Source organism: Vibrio sp. YT-19(2023) (assembly GCF_033337395.1).
Genome location: NZ_JAWOQN010000055.1, coordinates 1 through 13,950 on the forward strand (window position 1 = coordinate 1; position 13,950 = coordinate 13,950).

Sequence of the window (13,950 nt, forward strand, 5' to 3'; positions counted from 1 at the left end):
TTTCGATGTAACGCTACCAGAAGTTGCAGGCTCATTGTCATCCAGAATTACGGATAACTTTCAGATATTGAAACCTGTATCTTCAAGTTGAATGGGTATAGCCATGTTATTCACGTTGGCAAACCTGTTTAAAGTAGACCAGATGTTGTGACGACAGCCAAGATCTGTCTGAAATCCGGGAATAGCCTGGAATAGGGCTAAAATCTGGCCTAAAACACCCATTAATTGGCTTAAATTCGAAATTTAGCGTTTAAAATTTAGGCTGGTAAAGAGAAGGGCTTGATCAAGACCTAAATTGCAGGACTTATTCGCACCTTCCCTAGGCTACTTTTTCCACCCGAGCTATTTTGTTTGGGAACTAATCCACACCAAGCTGAGAATTGCCGACCATTTTGAAACTGTTTGCCAGAGCCTACTTCACTAATAATTGCAGCAGTCAAAATCGGACCAAAACCAGAGATATTCTTAACTGCCTCATACCTTGGATGTTGTTGGCTCAATCTGGTTATACTTTGAGTAACTTTATCAATTTCGTCGCTGATATTGATAAATTTACAGTACAGCGTTTGAAGTAAGCTTCTCATAACATGGGACAACTGATTCTCAGCATCTTCAATCGCTAACGGCAAATGACTCCGCAGTGATTTAATAGACAAAGGGAAAACCACTCCGTACTCAGCAGCAAGTCCTCTGATCTGATTAGCAAGCGCTGTTCTGTTTTCCACTAAACGTTTACGAACACTGCGTATAGCTTTGAGGTCTTGTTGCTCAACAGACTTAACGGGAACAAAATGAATATCGGGTCTTGAAAAGGCCTCGCAAATAGCTCTCGCATCGTTGGCATCGTTCTTTTGTCGCCCAACAAATGGTTTTACGTGCTGAGCTGGGATAAGAGCGACCCTATTGCCCAGCTCTTGAAATATTCTTCCCCAATGATGCGAAGTTGCGCATGATTCCATCGCAATAGCTGTTTGCTCTGGAAATTGACGTACTGTATCAAGAAGCTTGTCACGCTTTACCTTTCGGTTTGACAAGATTTGCCCATCAGCACTCAACACGCATACTTGAAAGAGGTTTTTGGCTATATCGATACCGACAACTTTAATAGACATGATGATTACTCCTGTTCTTACTGGTTGCACCATTAGTTTGGTACATCGGTGCTAGAAGGGAGATGCGTCCATCACATCAAAGCCGAGAGTAATGTAAATTCAGTGCAATATGCCTCATTTTTGAAATATGCCTCATTTTTGAGATGATGCTAGTGAGTGTGTTGAGTTGAAAAACAAATTGTAATATTTACGATAGACATCAAGAGTTTTTTCGTTATGATAAAGACTGAAATCTGGGAAGTCTGGTTTGAGGTAAGACTTTTTCAAAAAATATTTAATTATGAAAAGGAAAAATCATGTTAACGAAAGTTTATGTAAAAACTCGTCTGCTGCTGGAATCATTTACCAAAGACCAACGCGGTGTAACAGCGATTGAATACGCAATTATTGGTGTAGCGATCTCTGCAATTGTGCTAGCAGTTTTCAGTGGGGATAATGGATTAAAAACGGCTTTAACAACAGCCATTGGAAATATTACCGCTAAAATCGGTGAGGCAAACAACATCAAATAGTCAATTGTTGTATATAGTAATTTTTTCGATATTGTTGCTGATATGTCTTAATGATTTTATGTATAGGACAATTAGTAATTTTTATCTTTCTATACTTACAATCGTGCTATTTCTAGGCTGGCTAGTCCAGCCTAATTGGCAAGTCTGGCCTTACACTTTGGCTATATTAATTATTGGTATTCTGCTGTTTCTATTCGGTATTCTAGCGGCGGGCGATGCCAAGCTATTAGCTATACTAAGCTTAGGCATTGACCCTATTTATATGCCGTTAACCTTATTAGGCATCGTTTTCTTTGGCGGTGTAATGGCGATAGGGTATTTGTTTTACGGCTTATTTACAGATTTAGCCAAAGTACGCCAACGCGGTATTCCTTATGGTGTGCCGATCTGTTTGGTCGGTGGCTTAGCGATTGCCGTTTCTGCGCTTTGATCGCCGTTGAGTTTTTGCTTGAGAGGCGAGCAAAACATGAAGTTTTATAACTTTTACATAAAGCTTGAATAATTTTACATTCAATAACTTTGATATCCAATGGCAATTTAGTCACAACCTGCTTATCTGCAAAATCACCGCCATATTTTGCTTTGACTCATCAATGGCGATGTTTAGAGAAAGTCAAGATAAGTAATTTTTCTTACTTGGGACGGTGATATGAATTCCAAGCTTTTAATTGCATTAGCACTGATAGTTATTTGTATTGGCGGGTATGGATTGCTTACTCCTTCAACACCGATCGCTTCTGCGCCAATTGAAGAGGCCACATCTAGCACGCCCATCAAGCAATATCAAGTGTGGCTGGCAAAACAGCCGCTACAAAAAGGCCAATTAGTCTCCCGTACTGATCTTGAGCTGCGACGTGTCGATGAGGATCAAGCGCTCAGCCTGGGGGTGAATCAAGATATTGAACTCACTTTTGTGGCCGATCTACGTATCGAGAGAGATTTGGCTGCTGGTGAAGTGGTTTGGCCCGAGTGGTTGATAACCCCTGAACAGCCGGAGTATTTGGATCTGATTTTAACCCCGAACCATGTGCCATTTGCGATTCAGGTTAGTTCTCAATCGGTAGTTGGTGGTGTAATTCGTCCTGGTACTTTGATCGATATTCTTGCTCTTTCTTCTTTAAAGCAGAATCTGGCGACTGATGAAACGGTGCGCAGCTTTGAAACCGTTTCGCTTACCCCGGTGCTAATGGGTGTCAAGGTGTTGCAAGTTAATCAACAGCCAAGCCCATTAGATTCTGAACGTAATGAGGTGTTGACGAACCAAGCCAGTGTGATTGTTGAATTAACTCGTAAGCAAGTCGCGACGTTAACCATCGCCCGCCATATTGCCCAGTTAGAGATCCATCTTTCGACTGGAAACAGTTTAGCTAGCGACCTTTCCGCCAACGCAGGCGATGTATTAACCGATTATAAAGCGATTCATGAGTTTCGTGCTGGCAGCGCGACAACACGTTAAGGATAGAGAAAATGATACAGCGTTATGTGTATGGCTTATTCGCGGTTTTGCTCAGTGTGATTGCCCTGCCCGCCGCAGCGCAGCGGATCCTCAATTTAGCCGAAGGGGATGCGCAAACGTTACGTTTGGATAGAGAAATCCAATCGGTGTTTATTTCGGATCCGAAAGTCGCCGATTATCAGGTCATTGACCGTAAAACTGTGGTGATTTTCGGTAAACAAGTCGGTAATGCCAGCCTGCTGGTCTTTGGCGAAAACAGTGAAACCCTAGCCAGTCGCCGTTTGGTCGTTAACACCAGCATGGTACATATCCAGCAACAAATTGCGATCAAATATCCGCACGCTGAAGTCTCGATTTACAATCTAGGTCAACAGGTGGTGCTCAGTGGTACCGTTGCAACTGAAAAAGAGCGCGATGAAATTAACCTACTGGTGGGTGAACTGCTGGGAAAATCCTCAACCGACACGGATGTAGAATGGAAAATTGGTGATAACAGTTACAAAATGGACTTTATGCAAAAACGCCGTTTTGATGGGGTGGTCAATAACATTGAAGTCGCCAGTACTAAGCAAATCAATGTCAAACTATCGATAGCTGAAGTCTCGCAAACCTTTATGGAGAAGTTTGGTATTCAACTTGGCAGTATTGGTCAAAGTAGTGGCGTGTTTGTTAACCCATTAAGGCAATTTAGCAGCAGCGATATCATCACTTTAATCACGGCCATTGGCGATGATAACGTCGGGCAAGTACTTGCCGAGCCAAATCTGTCGGTGATTTCGGGTGAAACAGCCAGTTTCCTTGTCGGGGGGGAGTTACCCGTTGTAACCATCGTCGATGGCGGCACTAACGTTTTATATAAAGAGTTTGGTGTACGTTTAGAGATGATGGCCAAAGTGCAACGTGATGACAAAATTAGGCTATCGTTAATGCCTGAAGTCAGTTCACTCGATACCCAATACGCCAATTCAACTTATAATTTACCTGCGCTAAAAACTCGCCGCGCTCGTACTACGGTTGAACTCGGTGATGGTCAAAGCTTTGTATTGGGCGGCTTGCTTAATAAAGAAGAAGCAGAATTGCTGCGTAAAATTCCTTTTATTGGCGATGTTCCTATTCTGGGCGCTCTGTTTCGTCATACCGAAACTACCCGCAATAAAACGGAACTGGTGATCATTGCGACGGTAAACTTGGTTCAGCCGATTGAGCCATTGAGTGTTCAACTGCCCACCATGCAGCGCAGCTCAACTTTGGAACGCTTCTTTGCATTGCCTAAAGAGCGTCCTGCCATCGAACAGCAGCTTAGCCAACAAATCCTGGCGACGGGAGGGTTTAAACAATGAAAAATCCAACTTTGAGTGTGCTTTTACTCAGTACTGCGCTAGTAGGTTGCAGCTCAGGTTTGCCAGACAAGCCCGGCCCGGCAATAGATGTCTACCCCGTGCACAGCAGTTTGTCTTTGCAAACCGATGCGAAACAAGTGACTCAAGCACAACACTCTTTGGAGCAATTTTTGGTTCAACAACATCACCAGCTGACAACGCAAAACAGTGTGCTGTATTGGAGTACCAAGGCTGGCGAACGCTTTGCACTAAAAGCGGAAAAACAGCTGTGCAAACTAGGCGTCGCCCCAGAAAGTGTTCGGGTAGAAAAAATGCCGGCAGGCTTTGGCCAACATTTCGATTTTAAAATTGAAATCGTCGCTCATCGTGTCGTCGTACCCTTGTGTGATGCGGTAAATATTAGCCAGTTTAGCCAAGAAAGTAATGGTTGCGTAAGCGAGTCGTTGCGTTGGCAATCTATGGTCAACCCACAAAAAATGTTAACAAACCATCCAATTGCATCTCCAGAGATGGCTGTAGGGGAATAGCGCTTATTATGTTTGATTTAGTCGATCGATTAAGTAAAAAACAGTCTAGCGAAGTGATTGAACAACAGAAGATCACGACAGTACTGTTTTATCAAACCAGTGAATGCCAAGAGTTGGTTATGGAAGCCTATCGCTTTGAAGGGGTAGTGCCGCCTGTCACTGTTAAAAATAGCGATGAAGCGATAGCGGAGCATGTTCGTCAATCCGATATCGAAATTGTGATTGTGGAACTCAATAACAGCCTCAATATCAGCCAAGACGCGGAACGAATCAGTCACCTACTGCCCAATCATGCTTCTGTGATCATTGTCGGCAGTGAAGATGCCATTTCGACCATTCGTAATTTAAAAAGCATGGGTTTTTACTACGTCTTTTGGCCTGTGACCAAGCAAGAGCTGATTGATTTTGTTAAGAGTGTCTACGATAACCGCCAACGCAATAGCCACCGCGGGCCAGGCCAGAAACGCAGAGCCAAGTACATCACGATACTCGGCAGTAAAGGTGGTGTAGGGACCAGTTTGATTACCTCCGAAGTGGCTCATCAACTCTCCAGTGTACGCAAAACCTCCTGTTTGATCGTTGAGCAGCATTTTCATGGCGGCAATTTAGACATTTTGCTTGGTATTCGCAAAATGGAAAAACGACGAATTCAGAAAGGCTCGCTCTCCTCTTCTCTCGACACTGCTTCCGCGAAGAGCATGGTCTATAAGCATAGCAACATGCTGTCGATTTTAGCCCTAACCTCAGAGCAGCTCGACAGCCTATCCCTACTTGATTACAGCAACGCTGTCGTTGATCAGTTATCGGAGGATGTGAATTTCATCCTTGAAGATCTCTCTGCTTCGGTTGGTTTCGCTATTGAAGCAGATAAGTTCGTTGCTCAGGCGGATGTAGTGGTAGTTGTCATTGAACCGACCGTCTCGTCCGTACGTGAAGCCGCTCGCTTAAAAGAGCGCATCAATAAATGCAACAGCAATCGCGCTCTACGTTTACTGACGGTGTTTAATCACACCTTGCCACTGAAGTTGCAATCTGCCACCAAACAAGATGCGGAAACGATTTTAAAACAAGCGATTGATATTGAAATTCCTTTTTGTGAAACCATCAATCGTACCGTTTTGGAAGATCAAAGAGTGGTGACTTCCAAGTTAAAGGCCGCGGAGCCATTGAAAAACCTTAGCGCCATGATCCTTGGCGAGACGATAAATAACACACCCAGTTTCTTCGCCTCCCTGAAGCAGAGGTTGTCGCGCTCATGATCGGTGCAAAAGCGATATATGTGGGCATTCGTAATCAAATTTTCGATGCTCTAGAGCCCGAAGCGATCGCGCAGATGACCAAAGAACAACTGGCTAAGCAGTTGGATGGTGCCGTAGGGCTATTGATTGATCGCGAACGGTTAAGCGTGCCTAAAATCATCCGCGCAGAGTTTGTCAAAAACTTAGTGGATGAACTGATAGGCTTGGGGCCTCTACAAACCTTGATGGATGATGACACCATCAGTGACATTATGATCAACGGTCATCATAACGTCTTTATTGAACGTGGCGGTTTGGTGGAAAAGGCACAGATCGACTTTATTGACGAACGCCAGTTACTTGATATCGCTAAGCGAATTGCCTCACGGGTCGGTCGACGCGTTGATGAATCCTCACCCACTTGTGATGCGCGTTTGCAAGATGGTAGCCGAGTTAACATTGTTATTCCGCCGATTGCCATTGATGGAACTGCCATTTCGATTCGTAAATTCAAAAAACAGAGTATCGACTTTACTAAGCTATGTGAATTTGGTGCCATGAGCCCCGAGATGGCGCAAGTGCTGATGGTGGCAGCAAGATGCCGTCTCAACATTTTGATTTCCGGCGGTACCGGTTCAGGTAAAACCACCATGCTCAACGCGTTATCACAATTCATTTCAGAAAATGAACGCATTATCACCATTGAAGATGCCGCCGAGCTGCGTTTACAACAGCCGCACGTTGTCCGTTTGGAAACACGTACCGCAGGAATAGAAAATACCGGGATGATTAATCAGCGTGATTTGGTGATCAACTCACTGCGAATGCGACCCGACCGAATCATTGTCGGTGAGTGTCGTGGTGCAGAAGCGTTTGAAATGTTACAAGCAATGAACACCGGTCACGATGGTTCGATGTCGACTCTGCATGCCAATACACCAAGAGACGCACTGGCTCGTGTTGAGTCGATGGTGATGATGGCAACGAGTAGCCTTCCTTTGGAAGCGATCCGCCGCACGATAGTCAGCGCTGTGGATCTGATTATTCAGATCAGTCGCCTGCACGATGGTAGCCGTAAAGTGATGAGCATCACCGAAGTGATTGGGCTAGAAGGTTCAAGCGTCGTATTGGAAGAAATTTTCCGCTTCCAACCCAATTTGCGCCAAAGTGAAGATGGTAAAGTCAATGGCAATTTTATTACCTCTGGCTTAATGCAGCGCTCGGTTCTGTATGAAAAAGCACGCTTTTTTGGATTGGAAGAGAAACTCGCTCAAGCCTTTCGTTCGTTAGAGGAGAAATCGGCATGATGTGGTTGCTGCTACTTATGATCGGCATCCTGTTGCTGCTTGTGGGTTTGCGGCAAAGGAAAAGTGCCCGATATGATTACCTTGCTGAGTTTGCTAAAACGGTGCATGTCGACTCCATGATTGCTGAGCACCAAGCAATTGATATGAAGTCACTCTCCGATCGCACATTAAAAGACCGCCTAGATCAGAGCTGGAGAAGCCTGAGCAAGCAGCTAGGGAAACTGGCGCTGTTAAAGGTGCTTGGTTTTATTGCCTTACTGATTTTTCTCGGCGTCGAGTTTAATCAGCGTTTTGTTCGTGGCTCTGATCTGATGGTCGTGGTCATTGTCGTGGTCGTAGGATTAACCTTTGCCTATTTTTGGCTTCAAAAGCGTGAACAAACTCAGTTTGAAGACAGTTTTCCTGATGCCTTAAATATGCTCAGCAGTGCCGTCTCATCGGGCGAAAGTATCACTCACGCGATCATGTATGTCGGTAATACACTCAATAGCGATGTCGGTAGAGAGTTTAAGATCATGGGCAAGCGTTTACAACTTGGTGAGTCGCCCGATGATGTGTTTCGTAAGGCTTGCCTGCGCTTTCCTTATCCTTCTTTTCATTTTTTTGTGATTACTTTACGCGCCAATATGCAGCGTGGCGGTCAGCTGAAAGAAGTGATTCTGCGCCTCAATCGCTTGTTATTTAATGCTCGATCGATTGAAAAAAAGAAATTTGCCTTGACCTCAGAAGCGCGAACGTCAGCCAAAATTGTTGCCGCTATTCCGTTTTTCTTCTTATTTATGCTGCAATACCTTAGCCCTGAAAATTACGAGTTTGTGATGTTTGATCCTGCCGGTCGCCCTATCCTTTACTACGTATTGATCAGCGAAGCAATTGGTATTGCGATTGTATGGGGGTTAATGAAGAGTGTTCGCTAATGTTTCTTTGACCTCAATTGGTCAAGTCGGTCCACTTTTTTCTATCGCCATACTCATGCTCGGTGTATTGCTGCTGCTTGCTTCGCTGCGCAAAGAGAAAAGAAAGCAATTTTGGAAAGATTATTATCTGCATCAAACCGCAGGGCAGACAACAGAAAAAGTCAGCTTACTTGAGCGACTATCGGCAACGCTTAATCGGCTCTTTTCCTCTGACAAGCATTTGCAGCAGAAAAAAATGCTAGCAGCGGGTTTTTATAATGCCAAGTTCGCCACCTATTTTATGCCGATCAAGTATTCGCTATTGCTGTTAGGCGCGGCGGGAATCTATTTTTTATCGTTAAAAGCCGTATGGTTGGCAGACAATCTACTGCTATTTATGGCGCTATGGTTGGTGATAAGTCTGATTTTACCTGATAGCTATTTGGCGATTCGGGCAAAAAACCTGAGCCATAAAATTTCCAATAAACTGCCGTATCTTCTGGATTTAATGGCGGTATGTGTGCAAACCGGTATGACGATTGAAGCCGCGATCAGTTATCTTGCCAAAGAGATGAAAGGGTTTGATAAAGACATCAGCTATTTATTGGTGAAAACCGATGATAGAGCACGTTTAGTCGGTTTAGAGACTGCGCTCGATGAGCTTTACGCTAGGGTGCCCTCAAATGAAATGCGTAGTTTCGTCATGACCTTAAAGCAAAGTTTGCAATATGGCAGCTCGATTTACAGTGTTTTGACCACCCTATCAGCGGATATTCGAGAGGTTCAGATGCTGCAGATCGAAGAAAAAATTGGCAAATTGGCGGCAAAAATGTCTATTCCTCTGATTGTCTTTATTATGGTGCCAATTGTGATTTTAATTGCTGCCCCTGGTGTAATGAGGATGATGATCAATGCCTAATAAAGTGTCGAGCAAAATAGCTAATGCCCTATGGCTACTCTGTGCCTTATCACTACCGGGCTGCAGTAGTTTATATCAAACGTCCAATAACGAAGGAAGCCAGGCGCAAAATCGTGACAAGCCGTTGGAGTTTGATCAGGAATCTTTATTGATCAAAACCAAGAATCAAGCGGGTTTAATTGAGTTGCATAAGGCTCAACTTCAGCAGCAAGAAAGCCCACAAACACGTTTAAAATTGGCTCAGGCTTATTTCGATGGTCACGATCCGGAATCCACGTTATTTGTGCTCACTCCTTTACTCAGTAGCAGCACAACTTTGCCGCGTGATGAACTTTATTTTCTTCAAGGTCGAGCAGAATATCAACTGGGGCAGATAGAACAGGCGCAACGTTCACTGTCAGCCGCTCTGCAAGTGAATCCGAGCAGTGCCAAGGCTTTAAATTCGATCAGCATCATCTATGCGCAGCAAGGGGAGTGGCGAAAAGCACGCGAAGGTTTTATTCGTGCCCGCGAGCTGATGTTTGATGATGTGACGGTCAAAAATAATTTGGCGCTGATTGATATATTGGAACAGGATTACCAAAGCGCTGCAGCGCGTTTGTTACCGATTTATCTCAATGGCCAAGCGGATGACATGGTCACCGCGAATTTAGCCTTGATAATGGCCAAAATTGGCAGCTATGAGCATTTACGCTCTTTTTATGGTCAGCAATACAGCGATGAAGAACTATATCTGGCCTATCTTAACCTGCGTGAAGTGCAATTAATGAATCACACGCCAGTAAAGGCATCGGCTAATTCAAAAAGCCATCTGTTGAAGCCAAATAACAATAACACAAACGTTGTTATTCCCGTTGAGGAGACAAAAGATGTGTCGTTTGTTTTCTAAGCAATCGCCAGCGAGCGGATCAAAGCAATCGGGTGTTGCCACGATTGAATTTGTTGGTGGTTTCTTTGCCTTTTGGCTGATGTGTATGGCTTGGGTTGAGATGAGCTTTCTCTCTTATGTCTCGAGTTTGGGTGATTTAGCGATTGCCACCGCGGCAAGGGAAACAAAAAAAATCGATGGCGATGATTATGAAGCGCAGTTCAAGACGATTTTGCAACAGCAAAATAGCCTATGGCGCTATGTAGTGGACGCCAAAAACTTCAAAACTAGCATCCAATATGTCAAAAAATTAGACGATTTACACAATTACGAAAAGATTTGCCTGGGTGAGAACGGCGATGAGCTGAACTGCAGTGATGCAAAAGATATGGCGATTGCTGTCTATAGCATTAGTTATGATTACACGCCGATTTTTAATTTCTTTTTGAATGATAAAACGGTGTTTGCCCGTGAGGCGATGGTGATTCAGGAGTATCAGCGTGAAAAATTCACCCTCTAAGTTACAACAGGGCAATTTTACCGTCGAATTTGCTATCGTCGGCGTTTTTTTTGCCTTGCTGTTGGTTTTTAGCGCGGATGTGGTGGTCAAGCTTGCTTATAAAGGGAAATTAGAACGGCTTTCTTATTCTGCCGCCAGCATTATTAAAGAGCGCACAGAAATCTATGGCGCGGATCATTTTCCTTTTGAGCCAGAAAAGCAGATTGGTGAAGAAGCCACGCAATTGTATGACATTGTGCTGGCTTCGTTAAAAAGAACGTCAGGCAATTTCGATGCGGAAAAATTTGGTTTTCAGGTGCGTATGGTGCGAGAAAATAAAAACGTGCGTGTACCTTTCACTCAAGGCATCAGTTGCAATAACAGCCAGTCACTCCAACCGCTGGACTTTGTTACTACCTTTGGCCGACGTGCAACACTTTACGAAGTGACATTGTGTTATGAGACACCGAGTTGGTATGGTAATTTGATTGGCAAAGAATTCTCTCGCGTCAGCAGCCGCTCAGTCAGCATGGGGAGATAAAGATGAAGCAATATTGTCGTTTACACCGCCAATCTGGTCATGCCGCAATTCTTTTTGCACTGTTTATTCCTTTATTGTTTGGGGTATTCACTCTAGGTACCGATGGCGCTCGGGCGGTACAAGATAAAGCGCGCCTATTAGAAGCGGTGGAAGTGGCGAGTCTTGCTGTCGCTGGGCAAGGCTCCGATAATGCAGATTTGGCAAAAAATTATTTAGAGTACTATTTCCCCTCCGCGACGATTAATAACAATGATATTAAAATTAAAAAAATCAACTGTGAAGATAATGCGGATTGTAAGAACAGAAATCGCCGTTTTTTTGAATATCAAGTGTCAGCAAAAATTAGTCAACCAACGTGGTTCCCCGGCAATGATGCCATTATTGGTTTCGGCGAAAATTATTCGGTAGGTGGTCATTCATCAGCAAGAAAATTTCATGCTGAAACGGTCGACGTAGTACTCGTCGCTGATTTTTCTGGTTCTATGGCATGGCGTTGGGATAAAGACGGCTCACAAAATTCGGCCAATCCAGTACGCTATATTATGATGAAAGATATCATTTCTGAGATTGCCGATGAACTGGAGAAATTTAATCAGTATGTCCAAGTCGGAAATAAAAATCGATTAGCTATTACAGGATTTGACTATTTTACTTCGCAATTAATTGGTGAAAATAAAAACAAAATGGGACATTTCGATCATTTGATTTGTGATGGAGGTCAACGCTGTTCTATCAATTGTCGGTATAGTTGGTGGGGGGGATTAAATTGTGGTACTGTGCCAGGCAGCAATGCTGACAATGTTGATGCAGAGGCTACAGTCAAAAATATTTTTAATCTTGCTCATTGGTCTCATTCGGAGCCTATTCTTAAAACCAACAAAAGTTCTTCATTATCTTATTTTTCCGATATTGAATTGACCGATAACTTTAGTAGATTTAAAGAATTAATTAGCAACTATTACATAAAAGGCAGCGGAATTAGTGGTACATCATCATACTCTGGGATTATTCGTGGTGCACAAATTGCTCAATCAGGCTCAAACTCAAGACGTCTGATTATCATTTTGTCTGATGGTCAAGATAGCTATAGAGCAACCACGCAAAAGCTTATTCGGAAAGGATTGTGTAGCACTATTTTGAACGTCCTCAACAGTCAAAAGAACACTCAAGCCCGGATGGTTGCAGTAGGGTTCGCTTATGATATTAATGCATTTCCAGAGATGAAAAACTGCGTTGGTGAAGAGAATGTTTTTTCGGCAAAAAACAGAGACGATATCAAAAACAAAATCCTTGAGTTGATCACCGAAGAAATAGGCCATTTAGCGCTATGAAACACATTACCCTATTTTTGCTAATCAGCGTATTCACCACGCCAAGCTGGGCAGACAATTTATTGCTCTTTATTAATAGTGATGATCAGCTGCAACAACAGTAAGTTAATGTATTTAATCATCTGCTGTTTGAAGAGAAAATTCGTGGTTACGAGACGGTTTACATTATTGATTTAGCTCAAGAGCAACGCCCATTTCGTTGTGAAGCAGAATATATTCACGATGACCAAGGCTTTTACAGTGCTAAGTACCTACCCACTCAAACCCCACAAGTCATGGTGGTTGGCCGCCAAGGTGTGCGCCAATCCTATCGATTAACGGATTTTCTCGGCCACTATTTGTCCCCTTCAGCAAAGGAGTTTCCATAATGAACACAACCAAACGTCAGCTATCGCTTGCTTTATCACTACTTTGCTTTGGGGCTGCTTCGGTCTATGCATCGCCCAACCAAGATCAAAGCGCGTTTCATCATTACTGCAACGGCATCGACCTAGAGTTTGAGCAGAAAGTGCAAATCGCACCGGGTCGGCGCGTTCTACTTAACCACTCGGCTTTTCCGCTTATTGAACAAAGCAGAGAGCACCATGCCAGTGCCACTTTTATCGAACAACAGATGATTGCTGCCGGAGTGCAAGGCAATTGTGCTGAATATCTTTTGAGCCACGCTAAATCTTGGCAAGGGGAATCAAAAGAAGCGTTGGCGCGCGTCTACTTCTCGTTTAACAGTGCCGAATTAACTTCAGCTTCACGCTATTTACTCAACCAGCTTTTGGCACGGCTAAGAACCAATAATACGCTGACGGTAGAAGGGCATACCGATGATGTTGGTAGTGAAGAGTACAACTTTGCCCTAGGGCTACGTCGTGCTGAAAGTGTGGAAGCTTACTTAAAGCAATATGCTCAAACACCTGTGCAATTACAAAGCGTTTCTTACGGTGAAAAGCGCCCCATCACCACGAATGCCAGTGAAACTGGCCGAGCACAAAACCGAAGAGTGGAAATTAAGTGATAACTTAAGATGAAATTTTATAAGTTGGCTTAAACTAAGGAAGATGCATGTTGAGTGAGTGGATCGCAAAATGGCTTGCGCTGCGCGTCGATGATGAACGTTACAAGGATTACTGCTTCTTAGTGATGGCGTTGGTGGCGTTGACTGTCACCAATTTGTTTTTCCTCTTGTACAACATCTTTGCTATTCCTGATTAAATGATGCGAAGTACTGATTAATCCCCTAATGATTTTATAAAAATCATTAGGTTAAGGTAGATACACATCTTGTCATATGATCAAATGGTTTCGCCAAAAATCAATAATCAGACAACAAGACGTGCGAACTCGATATTTTACACGACTCTCTTTACCAATTCTGCCCCGAATTACACTTAAAACGACTCAACAGCTTAA

The 13,950-nt window shown here is 43.6% G+C and carries 15 protein-coding genes and 1 pseudogene; 15 read left to right on the forward strand and 1 reads right to left on the reverse strand.

From position 1 onward, the window contains the following. Positions 1–311: 311 nt before the first annotated feature. Positions 312–1,112: pseudogene (locus R7E78_RS23030) on the reverse strand (IS110 family transposase); the annotation flags it as partial. A gap of 296 nt (positions 1,113–1,408) precedes the next feature. Here R7E78_RS23030 and R7E78_RS23035 point away from each other — a divergent pair. The 15 genes from R7E78_RS23035 (at position 1,409) to R7E78_RS23105 (ending at position 13,752) form a co-directional block, all read left to right on the forward strand. Next, positions 1,409–1,624 carry a Flp family type IVb pilin gene (locus tag R7E78_RS23035; protein ID WP_169629188.1) on the forward strand — a complete coding sequence of 72 codons (216 nt, stop codon included), beginning with the start codon at positions 1,409–1,411 and terminating at the stop codon, positions 1,622–1,624. Next, a complete protein-coding gene (locus R7E78_RS23040; RefSeq protein ID WP_262640749.1) occupies positions 1,602–2,054 on the forward strand; it encodes a prepilin peptidase in 453 nt (150 codons plus the stop codon). The genes R7E78_RS23035 and R7E78_RS23040 overlap by 23 nt, the downstream gene beginning before the upstream one ends. Positions 2,055–2,273: 219 nt before the next feature. Further along, a complete protein-coding gene (gene cpaB / locus R7E78_RS23045) occupies positions 2,274–3,080 on the forward strand; it encodes a Flp pilus assembly protein CpaB (protein ID WP_169629178.1) in 807 nt (268 codons plus the stop codon). A gap of 11 nt (positions 3,081–3,091) precedes the next feature. Further along, positions 3,092–4,420 (forward strand): type II and III secretion system protein family protein, encoded by a 1,329-nt coding sequence (locus R7E78_RS23050; protein ID WP_169629177.1) that lies wholly within the window; start codon positions 3,092–3,094, stop codon positions 4,418–4,420. Further along, positions 4,417–4,947 (forward strand): hypothetical protein, encoded by a 531-nt coding sequence (locus tag R7E78_RS23055; RefSeq protein ID WP_064377392.1) that lies wholly within the window; start codon positions 4,417–4,419, stop codon positions 4,945–4,947. Before R7E78_RS23050 ends, R7E78_RS23055 begins: the two co-directional genes overlap by 4 nt. Positions 4,948–4,955: 8 nt before the next feature. Further along, on the forward strand, positions 4,956–6,206 hold the full coding sequence (locus R7E78_RS23060; protein WP_064377395.1) for a CpaE family protein: 1,251 nt from the start codon (positions 4,956–4,958) through the stop codon (positions 6,204–6,206). Further along, positions 6,203–7,492: a CpaF family protein gene (locus tag R7E78_RS23065; protein ID WP_064377397.1), complete on the forward strand. Its 1,290-nt coding sequence runs from the start codon at positions 6,203–6,205 to the stop codon at positions 7,490–7,492. The genes R7E78_RS23060 and R7E78_RS23065 overlap by 4 nt, the downstream gene beginning before the upstream one ends. After that, a complete protein-coding gene (locus tag R7E78_RS23070; protein WP_064377399.1) occupies positions 7,489–8,409 on the forward strand; it encodes a type II secretion system F family protein in 921 nt (306 codons plus the stop codon). The genes R7E78_RS23065 and R7E78_RS23070 overlap by 4 nt, the downstream gene beginning before the upstream one ends. Further along, positions 8,399–9,307 carry a type II secretion system F family protein gene (locus R7E78_RS23075; protein ID WP_375792661.1) on the forward strand — a complete coding sequence of 303 codons (909 nt, stop codon included), beginning with the start codon at positions 8,399–8,401 and terminating at the stop codon, positions 9,305–9,307. Before R7E78_RS23070 ends, R7E78_RS23075 begins: the two co-directional genes overlap by 11 nt. Beyond that, complete coding sequence (locus R7E78_RS23080; protein WP_169629175.1) at positions 9,300–10,196, forward strand: tetratricopeptide repeat protein; 897 nt, start codon at positions 9,300–9,302, stop codon at positions 10,194–10,196. The genes R7E78_RS23075 and R7E78_RS23080 overlap by 8 nt, the downstream gene beginning before the upstream one ends. Beyond that, positions 10,177–10,695 carry a TadE family protein gene (locus tag R7E78_RS23085; RefSeq protein WP_064377402.1) on the forward strand — a complete coding sequence of 173 codons (519 nt, stop codon included), beginning with the start codon at positions 10,177–10,179 and terminating at the stop codon, positions 10,693–10,695. Before R7E78_RS23080 ends, R7E78_RS23085 begins: the two co-directional genes overlap by 20 nt. After that, on the forward strand, positions 10,676–11,215 hold the full coding sequence (gene tadF, locus R7E78_RS23090) for a tight adherence pilus pseudopilin TadF (protein WP_064377403.1): 540 nt from the start codon (positions 10,676–10,678) through the stop codon (positions 11,213–11,215). Before R7E78_RS23085 ends, tadF begins: the two co-directional genes overlap by 20 nt. A gap of 2 nt (positions 11,216–11,217) precedes the next feature. Continuing rightward, positions 11,218–12,546, forward strand: a complete 1,329-nt coding sequence (locus tag R7E78_RS23095; protein ID WP_169629174.1) for a TadE/TadG family type IV pilus assembly protein — start codon at positions 11,218–11,220, stop codon at positions 12,544–12,546. 367 nt (positions 12,547–12,913) lie between these two features. Then, entirely contained in the window at positions 12,914–13,555 is a 642-nt protein-coding gene (locus R7E78_RS23100; RefSeq protein ID WP_064377408.1) for an OmpA family protein, read from the forward strand. 47 nt (positions 13,556–13,602) lie between these two features. Then, positions 13,603–13,752: a hypothetical protein gene (locus R7E78_RS23105; RefSeq protein WP_161939216.1), complete on the forward strand. Its 150-nt coding sequence runs from the start codon at positions 13,603–13,605 to the stop codon at positions 13,750–13,752. Positions 13,753–13,950 lie beyond the last annotated feature (198 nt).

Bases quoted from the DNA above. Each gene is read 5' to 3' on its own strand.
- R7E78_RS23035 (WP_169629188.1), top strand. From the start codon at position 1,409: ATGTTAACGAAAGTTTATGTAAAAACTCGTCTGCTGCTGGAATCATTT.
- cpaB (WP_169629178.1), top strand. From the start codon at position 2,274: ATGAATTCCAAGCTTTTAATTGCATTAGCACTGATAGTTATTTGTATT.
- R7E78_RS23050 (WP_169629177.1), top strand. From the start codon at position 3,092: ATGATACAGCGTTATGTGTATGGCTTATTCGCGGTTTTGCTCAGTGTG.
- R7E78_RS23055 (WP_064377392.1), top strand. From the start codon at position 4,417: ATGAAAAATCCAACTTTGAGTGTGCTTTTACTCAGTACTGCGCTAGTA.
- R7E78_RS23060 (WP_064377395.1), top strand. From the start codon at position 4,956: ATGTTTGATTTAGTCGATCGATTAAGTAAAAAACAGTCTAGCGAAGTG.
- R7E78_RS23065 (WP_064377397.1), top strand. From the start codon at position 6,203: ATGATCGGTGCAAAAGCGATATATGTGGGCATTCGTAATCAAATTTTC.
- R7E78_RS23070 (WP_064377399.1), top strand. From the start codon at position 7,489: ATGATGTGGTTGCTGCTACTTATGATCGGCATCCTGTTGCTGCTTGTG.
- R7E78_RS23080 (WP_169629175.1), top strand. From the start codon at position 9,300: ATGCCTAATAAAGTGTCGAGCAAAATAGCTAATGCCCTATGGCTACTC.
- R7E78_RS23085 (WP_064377402.1), top strand. From the start codon at position 10,177: ATGTGTCGTTTGTTTTCTAAGCAATCGCCAGCGAGCGGATCAAAGCAA.
- R7E78_RS23095 (WP_169629174.1), top strand. From the start codon at position 11,218: ATGAAGCAATATTGTCGTTTACACCGCCAATCTGGTCATGCCGCAATT.
- R7E78_RS23100 (WP_064377408.1), top strand. From the start codon at position 12,914: ATGAACACAACCAAACGTCAGCTATCGCTTGCTTTATCACTACTTTGC.
- R7E78_RS23105 (WP_161939216.1), top strand. From the start codon at position 13,603: ATGTTGAGTGAGTGGATCGCAAAATGGCTTGCGCTGCGCGTCGATGAT.